The sequence below is a fragment of the Salmonella bongori NCTC 12419 genome, from assembly GCF_000252995.1.
GTDB classification, from domain to species: domain Bacteria; phylum Pseudomonadota; class Gammaproteobacteria; order Enterobacterales; family Enterobacteriaceae; genus Salmonella; species Salmonella bongori.
Map to the genome: position 1 here is coordinate 2,691,229 of NC_015761.1, position 24,593 is coordinate 2,715,821.

General features: G+C 54.4%; 24 protein-coding genes, 4 tRNA genes and 1 pseudogene. 9 read left to right on the forward strand and 20 right to left on the reverse strand.

Features of this window, described 5'->3' with window-relative positions; translation table 11 throughout:
- Positions 1-138: 138 nt before the first annotated feature.
- From SBG_RS12605 to mltB, 10 genes are all read right to left on the reverse strand, one after another.
- A tRNA-Arg gene (locus SBG_RS12605) sits at positions 139-215 on the reverse strand.
- 61 nt (positions 216-276) lie between these two features.
- Positions 277-353: transfer RNA gene (locus tag SBG_RS12610), tRNA-Arg, on the reverse strand.
- A gap of 62 nt (positions 354-415) precedes the next feature.
- A tRNA-Arg gene (locus SBG_RS12615) sits at positions 416-492 on the reverse strand.
- A 3-nt stretch (positions 493-495) separates the two neighbouring features.
- Positions 496-588: transfer RNA gene (locus SBG_RS12620), tRNA-Ser, on the reverse strand.
- A 316-nt stretch (positions 589-904) separates the two neighbouring features.
- A complete protein-coding gene (csrA, locus tag SBG_RS12625; RefSeq protein ID WP_000906486.1) occupies positions 905-1,090 on the reverse strand; it encodes a carbon storage regulator CsrA in 186 nt (61 codons plus the stop codon).
- Positions 1,091-1,323: 233 nt separating this feature from the next.
- Positions 1,324-3,954, reverse strand: a complete 2,631-nt coding sequence (alaS, locus tag SBG_RS12630; protein ID WP_000047239.1) for an alanine--tRNA ligase — start codon at positions 3,952-3,954, stop codon at positions 1,324-1,326.
- A gap of 244 nt (positions 3,955-4,198) precedes the next feature.
- Positions 4,199-4,699, reverse strand: a complete 501-nt coding sequence (recX, locus tag SBG_RS12635; protein WP_001283161.1) for a recombination regulator RecX — start codon at positions 4,697-4,699, stop codon at positions 4,199-4,201.
- Positions 4,700-4,814: 115 nt separating this feature from the next.
- Positions 4,815-5,876: a recombinase RecA gene (gene recA / locus SBG_RS12640; RefSeq protein ID WP_000963140.1), complete on the reverse strand. Its 1,062-nt coding sequence runs from the start codon at positions 5,874-5,876 to the stop codon at positions 4,815-4,817.
- Positions 5,877-5,964: 88 nt separating this feature from the next.
- The gene (gene pncC, locus SBG_RS12645) at positions 5,965-6,462 is read right to left on the reverse strand and encodes a nicotinamide-nucleotide amidase (protein WP_015702980.1); all 498 of its coding nucleotides are present in this window, start codon (positions 6,460-6,462) and stop codon (positions 5,965-5,967) included.
- Between the two features lie 184 nt (positions 6,463-6,646).
- On the reverse strand, positions 6,647-7,723 hold the full coding sequence (mltB, locus tag SBG_RS12650) for a lytic murein transglycosylase B (protein WP_015702981.1): 1,077 nt from the start codon (positions 7,721-7,723) through the stop codon (positions 6,647-6,649).
- Between the two features lie 265 nt (positions 7,724-7,988).
- On the opposite strand from mltB, the gene srlA reads away from it, so the two are divergent.
- The 7 genes from srlA to gutQ all read left to right on the forward strand — a co-directional run bounded on the left by srlA (position 7,989) and on the right by gutQ (position 13,072).
- Positions 7,989-8,552, forward strand: coding sequence for a PTS glucitol/sorbitol transporter subunit IIC (srlA, locus tag SBG_RS12655; protein ID WP_000573340.1), 564 nt, complete (start codon positions 7,989-7,991; stop codon positions 8,550-8,552).
- Complete coding sequence (gene srlE / locus SBG_RS12660) at positions 8,549-9,520, forward strand: PTS glucitol/sorbitol transporter subunit IIB (protein ID WP_000199046.1); 972 nt, start codon at positions 8,549-8,551, stop codon at positions 9,518-9,520. Before srlA ends, srlE begins: the two co-directional genes overlap by 4 nt.
- A gap of 11 nt (positions 9,521-9,531) precedes the next feature.
- Positions 9,532-9,894, forward strand: coding sequence for a PTS glucitol/sorbitol transporter subunit IIA (gene srlB / locus SBG_RS12665; protein ID WP_000111558.1), 363 nt, complete (start codon positions 9,532-9,534; stop codon positions 9,892-9,894).
- A gap of 11 nt (positions 9,895-9,905) precedes the next feature.
- Positions 9,906-10,685 carry a sorbitol-6-phosphate dehydrogenase gene (gene srlD / locus SBG_RS12670; protein ID WP_001017014.1) on the forward strand — a complete coding sequence of 260 codons (780 nt, stop codon included), beginning with the start codon at positions 9,906-9,908 and terminating at the stop codon, positions 10,683-10,685.
- A gap of 97 nt (positions 10,686-10,782) precedes the next feature.
- Positions 10,783-11,142, forward strand: a complete 360-nt coding sequence (gene gutM / locus SBG_RS12675) for a transcriptional regulator GutM (RefSeq protein ID WP_000258919.1) — start codon at positions 10,783-10,785, stop codon at positions 11,140-11,142.
- Positions 11,143-11,340: 198 nt separating this feature from the next.
- Positions 11,341-12,114, forward strand: coding sequence for a glucitol operon DNA-binding transcriptional repressor SrlR (gene srlR / locus SBG_RS12685; RefSeq protein WP_000804539.1), 774 nt, complete (start codon positions 11,341-11,343; stop codon positions 12,112-12,114).
- Positions 12,107-13,072, forward strand: a complete 966-nt coding sequence (gene gutQ / locus SBG_RS12690) for an arabinose-5-phosphate isomerase GutQ (protein ID WP_001287407.1) — start codon at positions 12,107-12,109, stop codon at positions 13,070-13,072. Before srlR ends, gutQ begins: the two co-directional genes overlap by 8 nt.
- On the opposite strand, the gene norR is transcribed toward gutQ, so the two are convergent.
- On the reverse strand, positions 13,069-14,589 hold the full coding sequence (gene norR / locus SBG_RS12695) for a nitric oxide reductase transcriptional regulator NorR (protein WP_000010823.1): 1,521 nt from the start codon (positions 14,587-14,589) through the stop codon (positions 13,069-13,071). The two genes, gutQ and norR, sit on opposite strands and share 4 nt — an antisense overlap.
- 187 nt (positions 14,590-14,776) lie before the next feature.
- Here norR and norV point away from each other — a divergent pair, with 187 nt between their 5' ends.
- Positions 14,777-16,225 (forward strand): anaerobic nitric oxide reductase flavorubredoxin, encoded by a 1,449-nt coding sequence (norV, locus tag SBG_RS12700; RefSeq protein ID WP_000026020.1) that lies wholly within the window; start codon positions 14,777-14,779, stop codon positions 16,223-16,225.
- Positions 16,222-17,355 (forward strand): NADH:flavorubredoxin reductase NorW, encoded by a 1,134-nt coding sequence (gene norW, locus SBG_RS12705; RefSeq protein WP_001079323.1) that lies wholly within the window; start codon positions 16,222-16,224, stop codon positions 17,353-17,355. Before norV ends, norW begins: the two co-directional genes overlap by 4 nt.
- A gap of 111 nt (positions 17,356-17,466) precedes the next feature.
- On the opposite strand, the gene hypF is transcribed toward norW, so the two are convergent.
- The 9 genes and pseudogenes from hypF to hycE all read right to left on the reverse strand — a co-directional run bounded on the left by hypF (position 17,467) and on the right by hycE (position 24,586).
- A complete protein-coding gene (gene hypF, locus SBG_RS12710; RefSeq protein ID WP_000154578.1) occupies positions 17,467-19,704 on the reverse strand; it encodes a carbamoyltransferase HypF in 2,238 nt (745 codons plus the stop codon).
- A 37-nt stretch (positions 19,705-19,741) separates the two neighbouring features.
- Positions 19,742-19,819, reverse strand: a pseudogene (locus tag SBG_RS23490) (hypothetical protein); the annotation flags it as partial.
- Between the two features lie 24 nt (positions 19,820-19,843).
- The gene (hydN, locus tag SBG_RS12715) at positions 19,844-20,389 is read right to left on the reverse strand and encodes an electron transport protein HydN (RefSeq protein WP_001078767.1); all 546 of its coding nucleotides are present in this window, start codon (positions 20,387-20,389) and stop codon (positions 19,844-19,846) included.
- 82 nt (positions 20,390-20,471) lie between these two features.
- Positions 20,472-20,684, reverse strand: a complete 213-nt coding sequence (locus tag SBG_RS22655) for a hypothetical protein (protein WP_020845054.1) — start codon at positions 20,682-20,684, stop codon at positions 20,472-20,474.
- Between the two features lie 18 nt (positions 20,685-20,702).
- Complete coding sequence (gene hycI / locus SBG_RS12720; RefSeq protein WP_000132977.1) at positions 20,703-21,158, reverse strand: hydrogenase maturation peptidase HycI; 456 nt, start codon at positions 21,156-21,158, stop codon at positions 20,703-20,705.
- Positions 21,151-21,561, reverse strand: coding sequence for a formate hydrogenlyase maturation HycH family protein (locus SBG_RS12725; RefSeq protein ID WP_000005491.1), 411 nt, complete (start codon positions 21,559-21,561; stop codon positions 21,151-21,153). The genes hycI and SBG_RS12725 overlap by 8 nt, the downstream gene beginning before the upstream one ends.
- The gene (hycG, locus tag SBG_RS12730; RefSeq protein WP_000067416.1) at positions 21,558-22,325 is read right to left on the reverse strand and encodes a formate hydrogenlyase subunit HycG; all 768 of its coding nucleotides are present in this window, start codon (positions 22,323-22,325) and stop codon (positions 21,558-21,560) included. Before hycG ends, SBG_RS12725 begins: the two co-directional genes overlap by 4 nt.
- Complete coding sequence (locus SBG_RS12735; RefSeq protein ID WP_000493760.1) at positions 22,325-22,867, reverse strand: formate hydrogenlyase complex iron-sulfur subunit; 543 nt, start codon at positions 22,865-22,867, stop codon at positions 22,325-22,327. The genes hycG and SBG_RS12735 overlap by 1 nt, the downstream gene beginning before the upstream one ends.
- A 9-nt stretch (positions 22,868-22,876) precedes the next feature.
- Positions 22,877-24,586 (reverse strand): formate hydrogenlyase subunit HycE, encoded by a 1,710-nt coding sequence (gene hycE / locus SBG_RS12740; protein WP_001288107.1) that lies wholly within the window; start codon positions 24,584-24,586, stop codon positions 22,877-22,879.
- Positions 24,587-24,593: the final 7 nt, after the last annotated feature.

Here is a 24,593-nt window from a genome sequence, read left to right on the forward strand (position 1 = left end):
AGATGGTGCATCCGGGAGGATTACTCGCCTTACAGGCTCGCCCTGCGGGCCGTTGCTGACGCAACGTTATCCTTCCTGGTGCCAGCGGTAATTACCGCTATCTTATCCGCATCTTCATCGCTGAAAGTACGGAGAATATGGTGCATCCGGGAGGATTCGAACCTCCGACCGCTCGGTTCGTAGCCGAGTACTCTATCCAGCTGAGCTACGGATGCATCGGGAAACTTGCTTTACTGCCGATATTGATACCACTGAAAAGCCGTATCAAGTAAGAGATGGTGCATCCGGGAGGATTCGAACCTCCGACCGCTCGGTTCGTAGCCGAGTACTCTATCCAGCTGAGCTACGGATGCATCGGGAAACTTACTTTACTGCAGATTTTGATACCGCTGAAAAAGCTGTATCAGGTAAGAGATGGTGCATCCGGGAGGATTCGAACCTCCGACCGCTCGGTTCGTAGCCGAGTACTCTATCCAGCTGAGCTACGGATGCAAATGGCGGTGAGGCGGGGATTCGAACCCCGGATGCAGCTTTTGACCGCATACTCCCTTAGCAGGGGAGCGCCTTCAGCCTCTCGGCCACCTCACCACACGCCTCTTACGAGTGCTTCGAAGAACTTGTTTCTGCTCATCGTCGCTGCGTGGCGCACATATTACTTTCTGGGACTTATAAGTCAAACAATTTTTCCAGAGCTTTTATCGTTTGCACACTTCACGCTCAATTAGTCTGTAAAAAAACCAAAAAGAGTGTTTTATCAACAGATAAATTGACGAAATGTTGGCACCGTTCATGACGTGACACGCACAGCATCGCAGAAAAGAAGTTGAAAAAGGTAATGAAGAGACTATAAGGACAAACGAAAAAAGAGGCTGCGTCTCACCCGTAAAAGTGAGACGCGAAAACCTTAGTAGCTGGACTGCTGGGATTTTTCAGCCTGGATACGCTGGTAGATCTCTTCACGATGGACAGATACTTCTTTCGGGGCATTCACGCCAATACGCACCTGGTTGCCCTTCACCCCTAAAACTGTCACGGTGACCTCATCGCCAATCATGAGGGTCTCACCAACTCGACGAGTCAGAATCAGCATTCTTTGCTCCTTGAAAGATTAAAAGAGTCGGGTCTCTCTGTATCCCGGCATTATCCATCATATAACGCCAAAAAGTAAGCGATGACAAACACCTTAGGCGTAAGCAGTCACGGCATTACATTCTGTTAAACCTAAGTTTAGCCGATATACAAAACTTCAACCTGACTTTATCATTGTCGATAGCGTTGCCATACACACCGCAGCGTGGGCTGCGGTGTGTTTAACGCTTATAATTATTGCAATTTTGCGCTGACCCAGCCTTGCACACTGGCTAACGCTGCAGGCAGAGCTGCCGCATCCGTACCACCGGCTTGCGCCATGTCCGGACGACCGCCACCCTTACCGCCCACCTGCTGAGCGACCATACCAATCAGTTCCCCTGCTTTTACCCGGTCGGTCACATCCTTCGACACGCCCGCAATCAGAGAAACCTTACCTTCAGACACCGTTGCCAGTACGATAACGGCAGACCCTAGTTGATTTTTCAGATCATCAACCATCGTTCGCAGCATTTTAGGCTCAACGCCAGCAAGCTCGCTGACCAGGAGCTTCACGCCATTGAGATCGACCGCTTTACTGGAGAGATTCGCACTCTCCTGTGCCGCTGCCTGCTCCTTCAACTGCTGCAACTCTTTTTCCAGCTGACGCGTGCGCTCCAGCACAGCACGCACTTTGTCACCCAAATTCTGGCTGTCACCCTTCAGCAAATGCGCAATATCGTTTAAGCGATCGCTTTGCGCATGAACGGTGGCCATTGCGCCTTCGCCGGTTACCGCCTCAATACGACGAACGCCCGCCGCGGTACCTGATTCAGAGAGAATCCTGAACAGGCCGATATCGCCAGTGCGCGTTGCGTGAGTACCACCACACAGCTCGGTGGAGAAGTCGCCCATGCTCAATACGCGTACGCGTTCGTCATATTTCTCGCCAAACAGCGCCATTGCACCTTTCGCCTTCGCAGCCTCAAGATCCATAATATGCGTTTCGATCGGCAGGTTGCGACGGATTTGCGCATTCACCAGATCTTCAACCTCACGGATCTCCGACGGCTTCATCGCTTCATTGTGCGAAAAGTCGAAGCGCAGCACTTTATCGCTTACCAGAGAACCTTTCTGCGCAACGTGTGCCCCGAGCACCTGGCGCAGCGCCGCGTGCATCAGGTGCGTGGCGGAGTGGTTCAGCCGGATACGTGCGCGACGCGCCTCGTCCACGTCCGCCTGTACCGCATCACCCACCTTCAGCGCGCCCGCGGCCAGTTTACCGAGGTGGCCAATCGCCTGACCATATTTTTGCGTATCATTCACGGCGAAGGTAAACCCAGTGCCCTTCAGTTCCCCTTTATCGCCGACCTGACCGCCTGATTCCGCATAGAATGGAGTCTGATCCAGTACGACAACGGCTTCCTGCCCTGCACTAATCTCCTCAACCGCTTTACCGTCGACAAACAGAGCGGTCACTTTACCGTTCAGTTCCAGATGGTCGTAACCTTTAAATTCAGAGGCGCTATCAACGCGGATCATCGCATTATAGTCCGCGCCAAAACCGCTGGCTTCGCGCGCGCGGCAGCGTTGCTCTTCCATGGCGGCTTCAAAACCGGCTTCGTCGACTTTAATGTTGCGCTCACGACAAACGTCTGCCGTCAGGTCAACCGGGAAGCCGTAAGTGTCATACAAACGGAAAGCGGTTTCGCCATCCAGAGTGTCGCCCTGCAATTTTGCCAGTTCTTCATCCAGCAGAGCCAGACCGCGTTCCAGCGTGCGGGCAAACTGCTCTTCTTCAGTCTTCAGAACCTGCTCAACCTGCGCTTGCTGACGTTTGAGTTCTTCGCCTGCGGAACCCATCACCTCAATCAGCGGCCCGACCAGCTTGTAGAAGAAGGTCTCTTTTGCCCCCAGCATGTTGCCATGACGGACTGCGCGACGAATGATGCGGCGCAACACATAGCCACGGTTTTCATTCGACGGCAAAACACCATCGGCCACCAGGAATGCGCAAGAACGGATATGGTCTGCAATGACGCGCAGCGACTTATTGCTGAGATCGCTGGCGCCGGTCACTTTTGCTACCGCTTCTATCAACGTACGGAACAAATCGATTTCATAGTTAGAGTTGACGTGTTGCAATACTGCAGCAATACGTTCCAGCCCCATACCGGTATCCACAGACGGTTTCGGCAACGGTTCCATCGTGCCGTCAGCCTGACGGTTGAACTGCATGAAGACGATGTTCCAGATCTCAATATAGCGATCGCCGTCTTCTTCCGGACTTCCCGGAGGGCCGCCCCAGATATGGTCGCCATGATCGTAGAAGATTTCGGTACACGGACCACACGGACCGGTGTCGCCCATCTGCCAGAAGTTATCCGATGCGTACGGCGCACCTTTGTTGTCGCCGATGCGGATAATTCGCTCGCGCGGGATCCCGACTTCTTTTTCCCAGATTTCATAGGCTTCGTCGTCGGTTTCATAGACGGTAACCCACAAACGCTCTTTCGGCAGGGCAAACCAGTTTTCACCGGTCAGCAATTCCCATGCGAACTGAATGGCATCATGTTTGAAGTAATCGCCGAAGCTGAAGTTACCCAGCATTTCGAAGAAAGTATGGTGACGTGCAGTGTATCCGACGTTTTCCAGATCGTTGTGTTTACCCCCCGCGCGTACACAACGCTGGGAAGTGGTTGCACGGGAATAATTACGCTTATCGAGCCCAAGGAAAACATCCTTGAACTGGTTCATCCCGGCGTTGGTAAACAACAGAGTGGGGTCATTGTTAGGCACCAGGGAACTGCTGGCAACTACCTGGTGTCCTTTGCTATGGAAAAAGTCGAGAAACGCCTGACGGATCTCAGCGGTGCTCTTGCTCATAATTATCCTGAAATCAAGCTACACTTCATCCTTCAAACCGCCTCGGCGTTAACGGTGAGTTATCCGGTCACTGACTTTAGTAAGCTCCGGGACTCACTTGCCGCCTTGATGCGGCTTGAATGATTTTGTGTATTTAAGGAATATTCGTCGCAAACGCGGTTCGCCGTTAAGCAACCCGCGTCCAGACGGAAAAAGTGGGAATAAGATAAGTTTTCTTTACCGGGAAGTAAAATCCCGTATGCGCTCAATCTGCAAAATTTCGCCATATCTCCTGGATATCCTCCATCAGATACCCGCGATAGAGCAAAAAGCGCTGTACCTTAACCTTTTCTGAAAATGCAGAGGGGAGAGGCTCACCATATTTGCGAACGGCCTGTTCACGAGCCATTTCACTCCAGTCAATCTCACATTCACGCATCGCTTTCTCCGTCGATTCGCGGGCGATGCCTTTCTGGTTCAGTTCCTGACGAATACGCGCCGGGCCATAACCTTTGCGGCTACGACTGGCGATAAAGCGCATCACAAAACGATTGTCATCAAGGTAGTGATGTTCGTAGCACCAGGCGATCACGCGATCGTAATCGTCTGCCGTTGCATCGATCGCTTCCGGCCCATTTTTTCCCATCACCGGCGCGGAGAGTTTACGCCGCAATTCCTGTTCACTGTGATCGCGAACAGCAAGAATGCGTACCGCGCGATCGAGAAGACGGGCATAAGCGGGACGGCGAGGTATGGGGTCACTCATAAAACACCTTTACCAGAGTAAATGCAAAAGGGCCGCATAAATGCAGCCCTTGATGGTAATTTAACGTATTGCCAGATGACAGCTTCGCTTTATCCGGCCTACGGTTACCTGATGATTAAAAATCTTCGTTGGTTTCTGCAACGCCTTCGCTGTCGTCCACTGAGAAATCAGGAGTAGAATCCTGATTGCTTAGCAGCAATTCGCGTACTTTTTTCTCGATCTCTTTTGCTGTCGCTGGGTTCTCTTTCAGCCAGGTGGTCGCGTTTGCTTTACCCTGTCCAATCTTCTCGCCGTTGTAGCTGTACCATGCGCCTGCTTTTTCGATCAGCTTCTCTTTCACGCCGAGATCAACCAGCTCGCCATAGAAGTTGATGCCTTCACCGTAGAGAATCTGAAACTCGGCCTGCTTAAACGGCGCGGCGATTTTGTTTTTCACCACCTTAACACGCGTTTCGCTACCTACGACGTTGTCGCCCTCTTTCACCGCGCCAATACGACGGATATCAAGACGAACAGAAGCGTAGAATTTCAGCGCGTTACCGCCAGTCGTGGTTTCAGGGTTGCCAAACATCACGCCAATCTTCATACGGATCTGGTTGATAAAAATCAGCAGCGTGTTGGACTGTTTCAGGTTACCTGCCAACTTACGCATCGCCTGGCTCATCATACGCGCCGCGAGGCCCATATGAGAGTCGCCAATCTCGCCTTCGATTTCCGCTTTCGGCGTTAACGCCGCGACGGAGTCGACGACAATAACGTCCACCGCGCCTGAGCGCGCCAGTGCGTCACAGATTTCCAACGCCTGCTCACCGGTATCCGGTTGAGAACAGAGCAGGTTATCAATATCGACGCCCAGCTTACGTGCGTAGATAGGATCGAGCGCGTGTTCAGCATCGATAAATGCACAGGTTTTACCTTCACGCTGCGCTGCGGCAATCACCTGCAGGGTCAGCGTGGTTTTACCGGAAGATTCCGGCCCATAAATTTCGACGATACGGCCCATCGGCAGACCGCCCGCACCGAGTGCGATGTCCAGTGAAAGCGAACCGGTGGAGATAGTTTCTACATCCATAGAACGGTCTTCACCCAGACGCATGATGGAGCCTTTACCAAATTGCTTTTCAATTTGGCCCAGTGCTGCCGCCAACGCTTTCTGTTTGTTTTCGTCGATAGCCATTATTACTCCTGTCATGCAACTTGGTATTGAACCGGATAGATAGTGAATTCGTACTGTTGAAGCAATTATACTGTATGCTCATACAGTATCAAGTGTTTTGTAGAAATTGTTGCCACAGCGTGTGTAGCGCGTATATCGTCGCCTGCCGGCGCACTGATTCACGATCGCCTCTGAAGCATTCCCGACGCGTAATCCCCTCGCCGCTGACGCTGGCGAAAGCAAACCACACCGTGCCAACCGGCTTTTCTTCACTACCGCCATCAGGCCCGGCAATCCCGCTAATAGAGATAGCAAAATCGGCGCGAGCGGCCTTCAGCGCCCCAATCGCCATTTCTACCACTACAGCCTCGCTGACCGCGCCATGTTGCGCCAGGGTCTCTTCACGCACGCCAATCATCTGCGCTTTGGCTTCATTACTATAGGTGACAAACCCGCGTTCAAACCAGGCGGAACTTCCGGCGATATCGGTAATGGCTTTCGCCAGCCAGCCGCCGGTACAAGACTCTGCTGTCGTTACAGTCGCGCCGCGCGCTTTTAATGCCTGTCCGACCAGCTCGCTAAGCTGCATCAGTTCACTGTCAGTCATCATGACCTCTGTCAGTTAGAAATCCTGCCGGACAAGATAGCATTTTCCAGCCCGGGATGGGGATGAGCTGTCGGTTTTACGAGAAAGGTTCCGAAAAATGTGTGGACCGGCGGAAAACAGTACCGGGTGACAACGCGCGGACAACCTATCCGGCTTAGAAGGAAAGCCGGATAAGATAAAAAAATTAGCGCACCCGCGCCAGCGCTACTGCCTGTCCCAATTGCCAAACCGCCATTGCATAATGTGTACTGTGGTTATAGCGGGTAATAGTGTAAAAGTTCGGCAGGCCGTACCAGTACTGGTAACCAGTACCGATATCCAGACGAAGCAGACTGGCTTCCCGATGATTGCCCAACGATTGCTGCGGTGTTAGGCCTGCGGCGGCAAGCTGGGAGATGCTGTATTTGGTTTTGAAGCCATTCGCCAGCCCCGGCGCCTGGCCATTAGCCGGTATCGCGACCATATCGCCTTTCACCCAACCATGCGCTTTGAAATAGTTTGCCACGCTGCCGATGGCATCAACCGGGTCCCACAGGTTGATGTGATTGTCGCCATTGAAATCAACCGCATATTCTTTATAAGAGGACGGCATAAACTGACCATAGCCCATTGCGCCGGCAAAAGAACCTTTCAGATTGAGCGGATCGTCTCGTTCATCGCGCGCCATCAGCAGGAAGGTCTCCAGCTCGCCGGAAAAGTATTCCGCCCGGCGCGGATAATTAAATGATAACGTCGCCAGCGCATCCAGAATTCGCGTTTTTCCCATGATACGCCCCCAGCGGGTTTCCACGCCGATGATGCCCACAATGATCTCCGGCGGTACGCCATAGACCTGCCAGGCGCGGTTCAGCGCGTCTTCATACTGATTCCAGAACACGACGCCGTTTTGCACGTTATCGGGCGTAATAAATTGTTTGCGGTAGCGCAGCCATGCGCCATTTGGTCCGGCGGGCGGCTGAGTGGTCGGCGCCTGTCTGTCCATCAAACGCAAGACGTAGTCCAGGCGCTTCGCCTGCGACAAAATTTCCTGCAACTGCTGACGATCGAAGCCGTGCTTGCTGACCATTTTATCGATGAACTGCTGAGCGTTGGGATTGTTAGCGAAATCGCCCCCCATCAACATGACATTATGCTGAGGCTCCAGTAGAAAGCCGCCGGACGGTACGCCTGCGGTCTGAGTTTCCTGAGGTTTAGGCTTGCTGCTACAGGCGGCAAGCAACACAAAAAGGGGGAGTAACGCTACATAACGACGCTTGAACATGAGACATCCATTAAACAGATTCAGCCAGGGAGAAGTATGGTAAAGCATCCCCCATCACACAAGGAAGCGGTAGCCGCGCTCCTTCACAGAATTTACACCGCGCTTTCATTCCTTCCCCCACATTTGCGAACCTCCACGCAATAAACTTTCAAAACAAAATATTTATCTTTCATTTTGCGATCAAAATAACACTTTTAAAACTTTCAATCTGATTAAAATAAAAAGGAGGTTAGCAAGAAAACTAAAAACCCTACAGGAGAGAACAATGATCGAGACCATTACACAGGGTGCGGAGTGGTTCATCGGGTTATTCCAGAAAGGCGGAGAAGTGTTTACTGGTATGGTTACCGGCATTCTGCCGCTGCTGATTAGCCTGCTGGTCATCATGAATGCACTGATCAACTTTATCGGCCAGCAGCGTATTGAGCGTTTTGCCCAACGCTGTGCCGGAAACCCGTTATCCCGCTATCTGTTGCTGCCATGCATCGGTACGTTTGTTTTTTGTAATCCGATGACGCTCAGCCTGGGACGCTTTATGCCGGAGAAGTACAAGCCGAGCTATTACGCAGCGGCCTCCTACAGTTGCCACTCCATGAACGGCCTGTTTCCGCATATCAATCCCGGCGAGCTGTTTGTTTATCTGGGCGTTGCCAGCGGACTGACCACGTCAGGCCTGCCTCTCGGTCCGCTCGCGGTGAGCTATCTGTTGGTGGGGCTGGTAACAAACTTTTTCCGCGGTTGGGTCACCGATCTCACTACCGCGATTTTCGAGAAAAAAATGGGAATTCAACTGGATCAGAAAGTCCATCTGACGGGAGCGACGTCATGACCCGGGTACGTATTGAGAAAGGCGCCGGCGGCTGGGGCGGCCCGCTTGAACTGGATGTCACGCCAGGCAAAAAAATCGTCTATATCACCGCCGGGACGCGCCCGGCAATTGTCGACAAGCTGGCAAGTCTGACCGGCTGGCAGGCGGTGGACGGCTTTAAAGAAGGCGAACCTGCAGAATCAGAAATCGGCGCAGCCATTATCGACTGCGGCGGCACGCTGCGCTGCGGCATCTACCCAAAACGCCGGATTCCAACCGTGAATATTCACGCCACCGGAAAATCTGGCCCGCTGGCTCAATATATTGTTGAAGATATCTACGTCTCTGGCGTGAAAGAAGAGAACATAACCGTGGCTGGCGAGGCCCCCGCTTCGCCACAGACAGAAAACTCTGTAGCGGGCCGCGATTATGATACCAGCAAAAAGATCACCGAGCAGAGCGACGGCCTACTGGCGAAAGTCGGCATGGGAATGGGTTCCGCTGTGGCGGTACTGTTTCAGTCCGGTCGCGACACCATTGATACGGTGCTGAAAACCATTTTGCCGTTTATGGCGTTCGTTTCGGCGCTGATCGGCATCATTATGGCGTCGGGTCTTGGCGACTGGATCGCCCACGGCCTGGCACCATTAGCCAGCCATCCATTGGGGCTGGTCACACTGGCGTTAATCTGCTCTTTCCCATTGTTATCGCCCTTCCTCGGCCCTGGCGCGGTAATCGCTCAGGTGATTGGCGTTCTGATCGGCGTTCAAATTGGGCTGGGCAATATTCCCCCGCATCTGGCGCTTCCCGCCCTGTTCGCGATTAACGCGCAGGCGGCCTGTGACTTTATCCCGGTCGGCTTATCACTGGCGGAAGCGAAACAAGACACCGTTCGCGTCGGCGTACCTTCCGTGCTGGTCGGACGCTTCCTGACCGGTGCGCCCACTGTTCTTATCGCCTGGTTTGTTTCCGGCTTTATTTATCAATAAGAGGTTCAGAGATGAGCGTGATTTATCAGACCACCATCACCCGTATCGGCCAAAGCGCGACGGAGGCGCTCGGCGAACAAATGTTGATTACGTTTCGGGAAGGCGCGCCCGCGGATATCGAAGAATTTTGCTTCATCCATTGTCATGGCGAGCTGAACGGCACGCTGCAGCCTGGTGCGCGGTTTGAGCTGGGCCAGCATTGCTATTCGGTTACGGCGGTCGGCAGCGTAGCCGAGCAAAACCTGCGTGAACTGGGACATATCACTCTGCGCTTCGACGGTCTGCACGAAGCGGAATTTCCCGGCACCGTACATGTTACGGGGCCAGTACCGGACAATATCGCGCCGGGCTGTATTTTAAAGTTTGTCGCTTAAGGAGAAAAAACATGAATCACGTTGCCGTTGTCATTGGTGGAGGACAGACCCTGGGGGCGTTCCTTTGCCGTGGGCTTGCAGAAGAAGGATACCGCGTGGCGGTCGTTGATATTCAAAGCGATAAAGCCGCGAATGTCGCCCAGGAAATTAACGCCGATTTTGGCGAAGGGATGGCGTACGGCTTTGGCGCCGACGCGACCAGCGAGCAGAGCGTGCTGGCGCTCTCCCGCGGTGTCGATGAGATTTTCGGACGCGTCGATCTGCTGGTGTACAGCGCGGGTATCGCCAAAGCGGCGTTTATCAGCGACTTCCAGTTAGGCGATTTTGACCGTTCGCTACAGGTAAATCTGGTGGGCTATTTCCTCTGCGCCCGCGAATTCTCGCGCCTGATGATCCGCGACGGTATTCAGGGGCGCATTATTCAGATCAACTCTAAATCCGGCAAAGTGGGCAGTAAACACAACTCCGGCTACAGCGCGGCCAAATTTGGCGGCGTGGGCTTAACCCAGTCGCTGGCGCTCGATCTGGCGGAATACGGCATTACCGTTCATTCGCTGATGCTCGGCAACCTGTTGAAATCGCCGATGTTCCAGTCATTGCTGCCGCAATACGCCACTAAACTGGGCATTAAGCCCGACGAGGTGGAACAATATTACATTGATAAGGTGCCGCTCAGGCGCGGCTGCGATTATCAGGATGTACTGAACATGCTGCTGTTTTATGCCAGCCCGAAAGCCTCTTACTGCACCGGACAGTCGATCAACGTGACCGGCGGCCAGGTGATGTTCTAAGAGATATGATTGCCCGGTGGCGCTGCGCTTACCGGTCCTGCACGCAGCAGGCCGGATAAGACGCAGCCGCCATCCGGCAAAATCAAAGGAGCACAGTATGGTTACCACACTGATTACCGTCGCCGTTATCGCCTGGTGCGTGCAGCTGGCGCTGGGCGGCTGGCAAATATCCCGCTTTAACCGGGCATTCGATAAGTTAAGCCAACAAGGGCGGGTTGGCATCGGGCGTTCTGGCGGTCGATTACAGCCCCGCGTGGTGGTCGCCGTGGCGCTGGACGAACAGCAGCGCGTAACAGACACGTTATTTATGAAAGGGCTCACGGTATTTGCCAGACCGGTTAAAATTGCAGCAATGCAGGGAAAACATTTGCATGAATTACAGCCTGATGTGATCTTTCCCCATGATTCGCTCGCGCAGAATGCACTATCATTGGCGCTTAAACTGAAACATGGATAATTTCGTTATGAATGCGAATAGCTTGCGAAATTATCATTTTGCAACCTATACCCTAAATAATTCGAGTTGCAGGAAGGCGGCGACGCTGCGAATTCCCAGGAGCGTACATCAGTACGTGACCGGGGTGAGCGAGGAAAGCCAACGCACATGCAGCGTGAAGTATGACGGGTAAATACATAAGTCAGGGTAATCACGCCTATGAAACCTCGTCAGCGTCAGGCCGCGATTCTGGAGCACCTGCAAAAACAGGGAAAATGCTCAGTGGAAGAACTGGCCCGGTACTTTGACACCACGGGCACCACTATCCGCAAAGATTTGGTTGTTCTGGAAAATGCCGGAACCGTCATCCGCACCTATGGCGGCGTAGTATTGAATAAAGATGAGTCCGATCCGCCTATCGACCACAAAACGCTTATCAACACCCATAAAAAAGCGCAAATCGCCGAAGCTGCTGTGCACTATATCCACGATGGCGATTCCATCATCCTCGATGCGGGCAGTACCGTTTTGCAAATGGTGCCAATGCTCGCCCGCTTCAGCAATATCACCGTTATGACCAACAGCCTGCATATTGTTAACGCCTTGTCGGAGCTGGATAACGAGCAAACCATCCTGATGCCTGGCGGAACGTTTCGTAAAAAATCGGCGTCGTTTCACGGTCAGTTAGCGGAAAACGCCTTTGAGCAATTCAGCTTTGATAAACTTTTTATGGGTACCGATGGTATCGATCTGAATGCTGGCGTGACCACCTTTAATGAGGTGTATACCGTCAGTAAAGCAATGTGCAATGCCGCACGCGAGGTGATTCTGATGGCCGACTCCTCAAAATTTGGCCGTAAAAGCCCTAATGTCGTATGCAGCCTGGAAAGCGTCGACAAACTGATTACTGATGCGGGTATCGACCCCGCTTTTCGTCAGGCACTGGAAGCAAAAGGGATTACCGTTATCATAACCGGAGAAAGCAATGAGTGAAGCACTACTGAATGCGGGCCGCCAGACCTTAATGCTGGAGCTACAGGAAGCCAGCCGCCTGCCAGAGCGTCTGGGCGATGATTTTGTCCGCGCCGCGAATATCATTATTCAGTGCAAAGGCAAAGTGATCGTTTCCGGCATTGGCAAATCAGGGCATATCGGTAAAAAAATCGCCGCGACGCTTGCCAGTACTGGCACTCCCGCTTTTTTTGTTCATCCGGCGGAAGCGCTGCATGGCGATCTGGGGATGATTGAAAGCCGCGACGTCATGCTGTTTATCTCGTATTCCGGCGGCGCAAAAGAGCTCGACCTCATCATCCCGCGTCTGGAAGATAAATCCGTCGCGCTGCTGGCGATGACCGGTAAACCTCACTCTCCGCTGGGGCGAGCGGCAAAAGCCGTTCTGGATATTTCCGTCGAACGTGAAGCCTGCCCGATGCATCTGGCGCCAACGTCCAGCACCGTAAATACCTTGATGATGGGCGATGCGCTGGCGATGGCGGTCATGCAGGCACGCGGCTTCAACGAGGAAGATTTTGCCCGCTCCCATCCGGCGGGCGCTCTTGGTGCTCGCCTGTTAAATAACGTACATCATTTAATGCGCCAGGGCGATGCGGTACCGCAGGTCATGCTGAATGCCAGCGTGATGGACGCCATGTTAGAACTCAGCCGCACCGGACTGGGGCTGGTTGCCGTTTGCGATGAGCAACGTCAGGTGAAGGGCGTGTTTACCGACGGCGACCTGCGCCGCTGGCTGGTGGGCGGCGGCGCGCTCACGACGCCAGTAAGCGAAGCCATGACGCCCAATGGTATTACGCTCCAGGCGCAAAGTCGCGCTATTGACGCTAAAGAGATCCTGATGAAACGTAAAATTACCGCCGCGCCGGTGGTCGATGAAAACGGTAAACTCACCGGCGCCATTAACCTGCAGGATTTTTATCAGGCAGGCATTCTCTAATCCTTCAGTCCCAGACGCTTCGCCAGCCGATGCAGGTTGGCGACGTCGGTCTCCAGCATCCGCGCGCTGGCCGCCCAGTTATGATTATTTTGCGCCAGCGCTCGACGAATCATCTCCCGCTGGAAGGTTTCGGTCGCGTCACGCAGGTTATGGCTGACTGGCATTTCCGGCACAGGTTCCGCCGTCTGACCGACTAACGCCGCTTCCTGCAAAGCAAAATGCTGCGCTTCCAGAACCACTTCATCCCCCGCCCGGGTAGCCCGCGCCAGCACTACCGCCCGATGAATGGCATGTTCCAGCTCACGCACGTTACCCGGCCAGCCATAGCTGAGCAAATGGCGATGCGCCCCCGGGCTTAACACGACGCGGGCAAGGCCCAGCCGTAGCCGACACTGTTCACAAAAATAGCCCGCCAGTAACACCACATCGTCACCGCGTTCGCGTAGCGGTGGTACAAAAAGGGGGAAGACGCTCAGGCGATGGAAGAGATCGGCACGGAAGCGTCCAGCGATGACCTCTTCACGCAGATCGCGGTTGGTTGCCGCCAGTACCCGCACATCAACACGTAAGCTGCGATCGTCGCCCACTCGCTGAATATCACCGTACTGCAACACGCGCAATAACTTGGCCTGTAGCGCCAGCGACAGTTCCCCGATTTCATCGAGAAACAGCGTACCGTTGTCGGCCATCTCGAATTTACCGCTGCGATTGCTGATAGCCCCGGTAAATGCCCCCTTAACATGACCAAACAGTTCACTTTCCGCGACGCTTTCCGGCAGCGCGGCACAGTTAAGGTAGACCAGTGGGTTAACCGCACGCGGAGAACCTTCATGGATAGCCTTTGCCACCAGCTCTTTACCAGTGCCGGTTTCTCCACTGATCAGTACGTTAAGATCGGAGCCCGCCACTATCTCGATCTCTTTTTTCAACTGTATCATGTTGGGTGACAGACCAATCATCTGCGTCTCTTTGACTTGCTCAAACGCAGGCGGGGTGCCGGGCAACATATTCTGACTTTCCAGCTGTTCAATCAGCAGCGCATTACTTAGCGCGCCGGCCGCCAGCGCGGCAATAAGCCGCAGTTCTTCATCGCTGAAAATGTCAAATTGATTTGGCTCCATGGCATCCAGCGTCAGCGCACCAATCAGATTCTGTCCGGCGAACAGGGGCAGTCCAACGCAGGCGTGGACTTTCAGGCTTTCCTGGCCAGGGATTAAACCGTCATAGGGATCGGCAAGCGAGCTGTCAGCGGGGAAACGCACCACGTCACCGGCGCGGGCAATAGCCTCCAGACGTGGATGCCCTTCCAGCGTAAAGCGCCTGCCGAGTACATCCTGCGCCAGGCCATCAATGGCCAAAGGAATAAACTGGCGTGATTCATAGCGTAATAGCGCCGAAGCGTCGCACTCCAGCACCTGGCGCAGCGTTGAGATCAGTCGCTGGAAACGATCCTGATGACCAATTCCGCGTTGTAATTCAATGGCGATACTCGCCAATACTTCAACAGAGAAGCTCATCCCCACCTCGCAGTCATTTTGACAATACATATTGTCATATTGACAATAAAAATAACAGTCATTTTGACTATTAAAATAATCAGAAAAGAAAATAAATCTTTATATATCAATAAAATAAAAAGTTGGCACACAATCTGCAATTAGCAATACATCTTTCTTAGAACACGCTAAATACATTGAGGTTGCTATGTCTATTCTGGTTAAAAATAACATTCATTGGGTTGGCCAACGTGACTGGGAAGTACGTGATTTTCACGGTACTGAATACAAAACCCTGCGCGGCAGCAGCTATAACAGCTACCTTATCCGTGAAGAAAAAAACGTCCTGATCGATACCGTCGACCATAAATTTAGCCGTGAATTCGTGCAAAACCTGCGCAGTGAAATCGACCTCGCGGATATCGACTACATCATCATTAACCATGCTGAAGAAGACCATGCGGGCGCGCTGACCGAACTGATGGCGCAGCTCCCGGACACGCCTATCTACTGTACCGCCAACGCCATTGATTCTATCAACGGCCATCACCATCACCCGGAATGGAATTTTAAGGTGGTGAAAACCGGCGATACGCTGGATATCGGCAACGGCAAGCAGTTGATCTTCGTGGAAACGCCGATGCTGCACTGGCCGGACAGCATGATGACCTATATGACCGGCGACGCGGTGTTATTCAGCAACGACGCCTTTGGCCAGCACTACTGCGACGAGCGTCTGTTCAATGATGAAGTGGACCAAACCGAACTGTTTGAACAATGCCAGCGCTACTACGCCAATATCCTGACGCCGTTCAGCCGTCTGGTTACGCCCAAAATTACCGAAATCCTTGGTTTCAATCTGCCGGTAGACATGATCGCCACCTCTCACGGCGTGGTCTGGCGCGAAAATCCGACGCAAATCGTTGAACTGTATCTGAAATGGGCGGCTGATTATCAGGAAGATCGCATCACTATCTTCTACGATACCATGTCCAACAATACCCGCATGATGGCGGATGCGATTGCGCAGGGCATCAACGAAGCCGATCCTAACGTGGCGGTAAAAATCTTTAACGTCGCCCGCAGCGACAAAAATGAAATTCTGACCAATGTTTTCCGCTCAAAAGGCGTGCTGGTCGGCACCTCTACGATGAATAACGTGATGATGCCAAAAATCGCCGGTCTGGTGGAAGAGATGACCGGCCTGCGTTTTCGCAATAAACGCGCCAGCGCCTTTGGTTCTCACGGCTGGAGCGGCGGTGCGGTCGATCGTCTGTCAACCCGCCTGCAGGACGCTGGTTTTGAAATGTCACTGAGCCTGAAGGCGAAATGGCGTCCGGATAGGGATGCGCTGGCGCTGTGTCGCCAGCATGGTCGTGAAATCGCACGTCAGTGGGCGCTTGCTCCGCTGCCGGAAAATAACGTAAAAGCGGCAGCTAAAGAAGAGGAATGCGCCTGTGCCACAGCCGCAGCCGCCGACCTCGGCCCTTGTATGCAATGCAGCGTTTGCCAGTGGATTTACGATCCGACCAAAGGCGAGCCGCTGCAGGATGTCGCGCCGGGTACCCCGTGGAGCGACGTGCCGGATAACTTCCTGTGCCCGGAATGTTCGCTGGGTAAAGATGTCTTCGACGTACTGGCAACGGAGGCAAAATGAACCGTGGAATTGTCATTATTGGTTCGGGCTTTGCAGCCCGCCAGTTAGTCAAAAATATTCGTAAACAGAATACGGCGGTACCGCTGACTCTGATCGCCGCTGACAGTATGGATGAGTACAACAAGCCCGACCTGAGCCACGTTATCAGCCAGTCACAGCGTGCAGACGATCTCACCCGCCAGACGGCGGGGGAGTTTGCTGAGCAGTTCAATCTGCGTCTGTTCCCCTATAGCTGGGTGACCGACATTGATGCCGATGCCCATGTCGTCAAAAGCCAGGATAAGCAGTGGCAGTACGATAAGCTGGTGCTGGCGACCGGGGCTTCAGCCTTTGTGCCACCGGTAGCAGGACGTGAGTTAATGCTCACTTTGAATAGCCAGCAGGAGTATCGGGCCTGTGAAAGCCAACTACGCGACGCGCAACGGGTGCTGATTGTCGGTGGCGGGTTGATTGGTAGTGAGCTGGCGATGGATTTCTGCCGCGCCGGTAAGGCGGTAACGCTCATCGATAACGCCGCCAGCATTCTCGCTTCGCTGATGCCGCCGGAAGTGAGCAGTCGCTTACAGCATCGCCTGACCGATATGGGCGTGCATCTGCTGCTGAAGTCACAGTTACAGGGGCTGGAGCAGACCAAATCCGGCATTCTCGCTACCCTGGATCGCCAACGCAGTGTTGAAGTCGATGCGGTGATTGCCGCAACCGGTCTGCGCTCAGAAACCGCGCTGGCGCGTCGCGCCGGGTTGACCGTGAACCGGGGCATCTGCGTGGACAGCTGCCTGCAAACCAGCCATCCGGATATTTACGCGATTGGCGACTGTGCCGAAATTAACGGTCAGGTGCTGCCATTCCTGCAACCGATTCAACTAAGCGCCATGTATCTGGCAAAAAACTTACTCGGCGGCAATGCGCCGTTAAAACTGCCCGCTATGCTGGTAAAAGTAAAAACGCCCGCGCTGCCGTTACATCTGGCTGGCGAAACCCAACGCCGCGATCTGAGCTGGAGTATTACGACCGAAGCGCAGGGGATGGTTGCCAGAGGTATGAATGAGGCAGGCCAGCTGTGCGCCTTCGTGGTCAGTGAAGATCGGATGAAAGAGGCGTTTGCCCTGTTGAAAACACTGCCCGTATAAAACGCCCTGTGTGCCAGTGTCTTATTAACCTCACGCACACGGAAGTGCGTTGCTGCTTGTCGGTATGCCCCGACTTTTGGCCCCGACAGTCCCGGGGCTTTTTTTATTTTACTACACAGCCAACCTTCGCGCCGCCGCTATAACTCCCTGCCCCAACGACAATCCCCCATCGCCAGCCGGTAACTGCTGCGGGAACAACAGGGTAAAATCAGCAAGATAAAAGGACAAACGTGCACGTAATAAACGGTTGTGCATCACTCCACCGCCGAACGCCAGCGTGGTTATCCCACGCGATAACGCCTGTTCACGCATCAACGTCGCACAGCCCTGCGCCAGCGCGTCGTGAAAAGCCCATGCCCGCTGCGCTGGCGTCGCCTGCCAGTTCAGCCATTGTTGCCAGAATACCGCCAGATTGAGATAACGACCGTTCAGCGGCATCGTTACCGGATGCTCGACGCCCGCACATTGCGAAGCCAACGCCTCCAGCGCACAGGCGGCTTCGCCTTCATAGCTAAGCGTTGCAGGCGCACAGCCTGACGCGGCGGCAACCGCATCGAACAACCGTCCACACGAAGATGCCTGCGGCGCGTTAAGCCCGCGCTCAATGGCTCGCGCCAGTACGGGCCAGTTTTGTTGTTGCACGCCAGCGGTTTGGGTGTACTTCTGCCAGTCAGGCACAAACCGCAGACACTGCGCGAGCAGATTACGCCACGGCTGCTTCGCCGAGAGATCGCCGCCCGGCAACGCCACGGCAGGTAACCCCCCTAAATGTTCACATTCGCGATAATTGACCCGCAGACATTCGCCGCCCCATAGCGCGCCATTCTCCCCCATGCCGATGCCATCCAGCGTCAGGGCAATTACATCGCCGCCCGCCAGTGGCCAGCCGTGCTCTGCCAGACAAGCGGCGGCATGTGCATGATGATGTAAAACGGTTTCTGTCGGTAGGTGCATTTCCTGCGCCCACTGACTGGAGACATAACCCGGATGAGCATCGCAGATAACGCGATCTGGCGTAAAGTCATACACTGACTGAATCAGACGTAACGCGTCTTGCCACTGCGCCTGGATGCCTTCATCACTGAGATCGCCTAAATGTTGGCTGATAACCGCCTGCTCGCCGCGTACCAGACAGAAGGTATTTTTCAGGTCAGATCCCAGGCAAAGCAGCGGCGGAATCGCCTTAAAGCCCGGTGGTAGCGCAATGGCATCCGGAACGTAGCCGCGCGAACGGCGCAGCATTTCCCCGCTTTCGCGCACCACAGAATCATCCATTCGCTGAACGATATCACGGTTATGCAGCAGAAAGCCGTCGGCAATGCCCTGCAAATCCTCCTGCGCCTGCGCATTGGTAATGGCTGGCGGCCTGCCGCTCAGGTTACCTGACGTCATCACAATCGGGCGCGCCAGCGCCTGTAATAGCAAATGCTGAAGTGGATTAGCTGGCAGCATCACGCCGACCTCCGTCAGGCCCGGCGCGATACCCTCGCACAGCGAAGCGACATACTGCTTTTCCACCAGCACAATCGGCGCGGCAGGCGTCACGAGCAAACGGCGCGCCGTCTCCGGCAACGTCTCTGCGTCCGGTAACATAACGGCCAGCGGTTTAGCCGGGCGGCGTTTGCGCGTCCGCAGCTTCGCCACCGCCTCATCATTACGCGCATCGCAGGCAAGATGAAAACCGCCAATTCCCTTCACCGCCACGATACCGCCAGCCTTAAGCATTGCTACCGCCGCCTGTAATGCCGCCTCTTTCTCTGCATACTGTCCGTCACTTCGCCATTCAAGATGCGGTCCACAGGCAGGACAGGCGACGGGCTGGGCATGGAAACGACGATCGCAAGGGTCGCGATACTCCCGCTCGCATTGCGGACAAAGAGGGAAAGCAGCCATCACGGTGAACGGACGGTCATACGGCATCGCACGAATAATAGTGAAACGCGGGCCACAGTGGGTACAGTTGATAAAAGGATAACGGTAACGGCGTTCACCCGGCGTGTTCATCTCCGCCAGGCAGGCCGGGCAAGTCGCCGCGTCCGGGACAATTTGCGTATTCATTGTCCCGCCTGCGCTCTGGCGAATGGAAAAATCAGCGGGAATGTGCGCCCAGACGTAGGGCTCTTGATCGACGCTATCAATGCGCGCCAGCGGCGGGCAGTGCTGATGTAGCGCGGCAATAAACTGCGAGGGGGCCTCCAGCAGCCGCACCTCAACGCCGTCGCCATCGTTGCAGACGTCACCATGTAGCCCAAGCTGCTGCGCCAACTGCCAGACAAAGGGACGAAAACCGACGCCCTGTACTTTACCGCGAATGCGTAGCTGTACGCCGGAGTGGTTGTTTATTGTCATGACGAGTTCCCGCAGTGTTGTATCTCTGAAATGTTCGTTTGCCGGATGGTGGCTTCGCCTTATCCGGCAAACGCTACTCCCATGTAGGCCTGATAAGCGCAGCGCCATCAGGCACGTATTTTACGCGGATTTTCAGAGATCAGAACAACAAAGACGCGGTGGAATCGAGCGCCGCGCGACGGCGTTTTTCCGCACTGATCTGTTCGAGCTTGTTACGATCGACGCAAATCAGCGCGTGGGTTGGGCAAGCCTCCATACAGGCCGGCCCCGCTTCACGGTGATGGCACAGGTCGCACTTATTCGCTTCCGCTTTCTCTGCACGCACGTTGAGACCCGCGCCACTGTTGCGAACCACCGGACGTACCACCACTTTCATTGCGCCATAAGGACATGCGACCACGCAGGTTTTACAACCTATGCAGCGTTCCTGCATCACATGAACAAAGCCTTTATCGCGGCTGATAGCGCCATTCGGACAAACGTTGGCGCACGGCGCGTCTTCACACTGGCGGCACAACGTCGCTGTAGAGACGTTCACGCCTTTAATGACGTGGATACGCGGTAAAAAAGATTCAGGGGTCAGCGATGCGCAATCCTGATTTTCCTGATGGGATACCACGCAAGCCACTTCACAGGTACGACAACCAATACATTTACTCGCGTCTGCAATGATGAAACGGTTCATCAAATTCTCCAGCAATAACAGATGATGTGCCGATGTATACACGAATCATGCCAACATTTAACGTACTGTTATTTAAGAATATTTAATCCAGACAGATGAAATTTGCCATGTCATCGACACCAGTGACGATGACGGATGACGATTTGTTGGTATTAACCGGTTGCGTTTTCGCACGAAAGCAATGAAAGGTAAGCCGGAAAGTTAACGAAGAAATCAGGGTCAGGCTCAACGGGCCGGATGGCGACGTTGCCTTATTCGGCCCGTTGAGAATGCAAGAGGCAGACCCGGTAAGCATAATGCTTCCGGGCGACACTTACAGTTCGGCAAATCCGCCGTGACCTTCCCAGCCTTCCAGCCGCTGATAGAGGCTTTCGACCGCCTCTTTAATCGGCTGGGTCATCGGATAATAAAACCCGACGATATCCGGCTGGATGCCAACAAAAATCACCTCGCCCACGTCTTCTTTAAGCTGATCGACCAGATAGTTGAGCGGCATGTTGTGGGTGGTCATCATAAACATTTCGGCAATGTCATCCGGATCAATGATGCGGATTTCGCCCGGATTAAGCCCCATATCGGTCGCGTCGACAATCAGCAGACGAGAGGGACGCAGCTCGCGAATCGCAACAATGTCATTTTCCGGCGCGCTGCCGCCGTCAATCACCACCCAGTCGCCTTTCGGTTGCGCGGCGCACATTTCTGCCAGCAGCGGCCCCGCGCCATCGTCACCCATCATGCTATTGCCGACACAGAGTAAAACGTCAGTCACGGTGTCTCCTCACCATCAAATAGATAGCGCTTTCCTGGTGAATATCATGCAGCATACTGAGCATCAGTTTGCTCCACTCCTGCTGCTGCGGCGTTTGTAACGCACGCGCTTTATCAAAGGCATTCGCCAGCATCGACACATGGTTGCTGTCGATGACGATTTCGCCGTACTTCGGCACGCCCTCCATTTTACGACGCGCTTCGCTCCCCGTTTCAAGAGTCGCAATCCATGCCAGATAGTCGTCCCATGGACAGGTGAGCGCGGCTTCCAGACAATCGATGACCCCCAGGTGGTGACCAATCGCCAGGCTGTAATAGACAACCTGCTGCGCCTCGGCGGGCGTGGCATCGTTCTCATCAATAAACTTACGGCTCAGTTGACTGAACACCACCGTTTCACTCATCGGATACGCGCCTCTTCAACGACATGGTTAAGATGATTGACGATCTCGGTCAGACGCGGATCGTTTTCCGCTTCCAGCCAACGCGCCACCTGCTGCTCCCCCTGCCCTAACTGCGTCATATAATCATCAGCAATCTGGCGACCATAACGATAACCGGCCAGGCGGCGGGCTTCACGATCGACCTTCACGCGCAGCGGCTGTACCATATCCGGATGCAGGATCTCTGCCGCCTGATCGTCAAGCTCGCCGGGCGCACGGGCGTGGATTTTTTGTTCCAGTAATCCCAGCGCCATCGCAAAGCCATACAGCGTTGCCGCAGGCGTTGGCGGGCAACCAGGAATATACACATCTACCGGCACGATTTTATCGGTGCCGCCCCAGACGCAGTACAGATCGTGGAAGATACCGCCACTGTTGCCACAGGCACCATACGAGATACAAATTTTTGGGTCCGGTGCCGATTGCCAGGCGCGCAGCGCCGGAGAACGCATCGCCCGGGTCACCGCGCCGGTGAACAGCAGAATATCCGCGTGGCGCGGGGACGGTACAACTTTAATACCGAAACGCTCGGCGTCAAACAACGGCGACAGCGTGGCGAAGATTTCAATTTCGCAGCCGTTACAGCCGCCGCAGTCCACACGATAGACATACGCCGAACGCTTAATATTTTTCAGTAAAGACGCTTTCATGCTGGCGATGGACTCATCCACCGTCATCGGAACGGGGATACCATTAGCGTCACGCGGGCCTAATAAATTGCTCATCAGATGGCCTCATTCATATGGCGAGTCAGTTCAATACGGTCAGACGGCACCAGGCATTTCTGACGCTTACAGTCCGGGCAGGTTTCAAAGCTTTCACGGTGATTTTCCGCACGGCTATCGCCGTTGTGCCTGAGCAGCGCAATAGCGTAATCAATCTCTTTTTGCACCGCGAAAGGCCGCTCGCAAACGCGACAGTGACACAGCGTAAAGCGGGACTGCTGTAGAAAATCTTCTTTTTTCCATACCGCCAGCTCGTACTCCTGAGACAGCTTAATTGCCGCCGTCGGGCAGACTTCCTCACAGCGGGCACAGAAGATGCAACGCCCGAGGTTAAACTGCCAGGCCAGCTCGCCCGTTGCCAAATCGGTTTCCACCGTCAGGGCGTTCGACGGGCAGGCATTGACACAGGCGGCACAGCCAATGCACTGCTGCGGATTATGCTCCGGCTTGCCGCGAAAGTTTTTATCAACCGCAATCGGCTCCAGCGGGTAAGACGACGTCGCCGCGCCGGTTTTGATGACTTTTTTGATAAAGGTAAACATGGCGATTCCTTATTTCAGCGGCGAGTTTTTACGCTCAATGCTGTAGCGCTCAAGCTCTTTATACGGCACAACTTTGCTTTTCTTCTTACGCACATCAACCACGGTCATGCGGTCAGTACAGGAGTAGCAAGGGTCAAGGCTACCGATGATCAGCGGCGCATCGGAAACGGTGTTGCCACGCAGCATATAACGCAGGGTCGGCCAGTTGGCGTAGGTTGCTGCGCGGCAGCGCCAGCGGTACAGCTTCTGGTTGTCGCCGGTCATACTCCAGTGGATATCATCACCGCGCGGCGCTTCGGCAAAGCCCAACGCAAAGCGATGCGGAATATAGGTGAAGCCTTCCACCATCAGCGGACCGCCCGGCAGGTTATCAAGGCCAAAGTCGATCATGTTCAGCGAGGTGTACACCTCATTGATACGCACTTTTAGACGTGAAATCACATCGCAGCCCTGCTCGCTATGGACCTCCATCGGCAGCAGCCCATAGCCCACAAACGGGTGATCGGCACGGGTGTCGCGCGCATGGCCGCTGGCGCGAACCATTGGGCCGACGTTACTGAAATCACGCGCAATTTCCGGATCCAGACGACCGATACCAACGGTACGCTGCTCCATGTTCGGCGTGCTGAGCAGCATGTCCACCAGCTCCTGCACGTCACGACGCATCTGCTGCGCCAGTTGACGGGTCTGGATCATGTCCTCTTTCAGCAGATCGCGGCGAATCCCGCCGATCAGGTTAAGACCGTAGGTTTTACGCGCCCCGGTGAGGATTTCCGCCATCTTCATGGAGGTTTCGCGCACGCGGAAGAACTGCATGAAGCCGGAGTCAAACCCTGTGAAGTGACAGGCCAGGCCGAGGTTCAGCAGATGCGAGTGCAGACGTTCCACTTCCAGCAAAATAGCGCGAATCATCTGCGCGCGCTCTGGCACCTGAATACCCATCGCGTTCTCCACGGAGGTGGTGTAAGCAGTACTGTGGGCAAAACCACAGATGCCGCACACGCGGTCCGACAGGAAGGTCACTTCGTTGTAACCCATCCGGGTTTCCGCCAGCTTTTCCATCCCACGGTGGACGTAGAACAGACGATAGTCGGCATCAATAATGTTTTCGCCATCAACGAACAGACGGAAATGGCCCGGTTCATCAGAAGTGACATGCAGCGGACCAATCGGCACCACATTGTTCTTCTTATCGCCCAGTTCGTTGATGAACTCATAGGTTTCAGCATCGGTTGTCGGCGCCGGGCGCTGACGATAATCCATGCTGTCTTTACGCAGCGGATAGAGCTCATCCGGCCAGTCGTCCGGCAGCACCAGACGACGTTCATCCGGCAGGCCTACGGGTCGCAGACCGTACATATCGCGGACTTCACGCTCCCCCCAGACAGCAGCCGGCACGCGCGGCGTCACCGACGGAAACTCCAGGGTATTAGCATCCACTTCTACGCGTACCGTTACCCAGCACTTCTGGCCCTGTTCCATCGACATCACGTAGTAAACCGCATAATGGCCACAGAGCTGACGTTCATCGTTGCCAAACAGTACCGACAGCCAGCCGCCCTGTTTGTAATACAGAAACTCAACCACCTCCGGCAGATAGTTCACCTTCACGGTGATGGTCAGTTGATCTTTGGTCTGCCAGGCTTCGTCCACTACAACGCCAGGAAACGCCTGGTGCAACGCGGCCAGATAATGTTGACCTAATTTTTCTTCAGACATGTTCAAA

Bases quoted from the DNA above. Each gene is read 5' to 3' on its own strand.
- hycG (WP_000067416.1), bottom strand. From the start codon at position 22,325: ATGAGCAATTTATTAGGCCCGCGTGACGCTAATGGTATCCCCGTTCCG.
- srlE (WP_000199046.1), top strand. From the start codon at position 8,549: ATGACCCGGGTACGTATTGAGAAAGGCGCCGGCGGCTGGGGCGGCCCG.
- gutM (WP_000258919.1), top strand. From the start codon at position 10,783: ATGGTTACCACACTGATTACCGTCGCCGTTATCGCCTGGTGCGTGCAG.
- gutQ (WP_001287407.1), top strand. From the start codon at position 12,107: ATGAGTGAAGCACTACTGAATGCGGGCCGCCAGACCTTAATGCTGGAG.
- csrA (WP_000906486.1), bottom strand. From the start codon at position 1,090: ATGCTGATTCTGACTCGTCGAGTTGGTGAGACCCTCATGATTGGCGAT.
- srlA (WP_000573340.1), top strand. From the start codon at position 7,989: ATGATCGAGACCATTACACAGGGTGCGGAGTGGTTCATCGGGTTATTC.
- hycE (WP_001288107.1), bottom strand. From the start codon at position 24,586: ATGTCTGAAGAAAAATTAGGTCAACATTATCTGGCCGCGTTGCACCAG.
- SBG_RS12735 (WP_000493760.1), bottom strand. From the start codon at position 22,867: ATGTTTACCTTTATCAAAAAAGTCATCAAAACCGGCGCGGCGACGTCG.
- hydN (WP_001078767.1), bottom strand. From the start codon at position 20,389: ATGAACCGTTTCATCATTGCAGACGCGAGTAAATGTATTGGTTGTCGT.
- SBG_RS22655 (WP_020845054.1), bottom strand. From the start codon at position 20,684: ATGCTTACCGGGTCTGCCTCTTGCATTCTCAACGGGCCGAATAAGGCA.
- hypF (WP_000154578.1), bottom strand. From the start codon at position 19,704: ATGACAATAAACAACCACTCCGGCGTACAGCTACGCATTCGCGGTAAA.
- srlB (WP_000111558.1), top strand. From the start codon at position 9,532: ATGAGCGTGATTTATCAGACCACCATCACCCGTATCGGCCAAAGCGCG.
- norV (WP_000026020.1), top strand. From the start codon at position 14,777: ATGTCTATTCTGGTTAAAAATAACATTCATTGGGTTGGCCAACGTGAC.
- SBG_RS12725 (WP_000005491.1), bottom strand. From the start codon at position 21,561: ATGAGTGAAACGGTGGTGTTCAGTCAACTGAGCCGTAAGTTTATTGAT.
- recA (WP_000963140.1), bottom strand. From the start codon at position 5,876: ATGGCTATCGACGAAAACAAACAGAAAGCGTTGGCGGCAGCACTGGGC.
- srlR (WP_000804539.1), top strand. From the start codon at position 11,341: ATGAAACCTCGTCAGCGTCAGGCCGCGATTCTGGAGCACCTGCAAAAA.
- norW (WP_001079323.1), top strand. From the start codon at position 16,222: ATGAACCGTGGAATTGTCATTATTGGTTCGGGCTTTGCAGCCCGCCAG.
- alaS (WP_000047239.1), bottom strand. From the start codon at position 3,954: ATGAGCAAGAGCACCGCTGAGATCCGTCAGGCGTTTCTCGACTTTTTC.
- recX (WP_001283161.1), bottom strand. From the start codon at position 4,699: ATGAGTGACCCCATACCTCGCCGTCCCGCTTATGCCCGTCTTCTCGAT.
- norR (WP_000010823.1), bottom strand. From the start codon at position 14,589: ATGAGCTTCTCTGTTGAAGTATTGGCGAGTATCGCCATTGAATTACAA.
- pncC (WP_015702980.1), bottom strand. From the start codon at position 6,462: ATGACTGACAGTGAACTGATGCAGCTTAGCGAGCTGGTCGGACAGGCA.
- srlD (WP_001017014.1), top strand. From the start codon at position 9,906: ATGAATCACGTTGCCGTTGTCATTGGTGGAGGACAGACCCTGGGGGCG.
- mltB (WP_015702981.1), bottom strand. From the start codon at position 7,723: ATGTTCAAGCGTCGTTATGTAGCGTTACTCCCCCTTTTTGTGTTGCTT.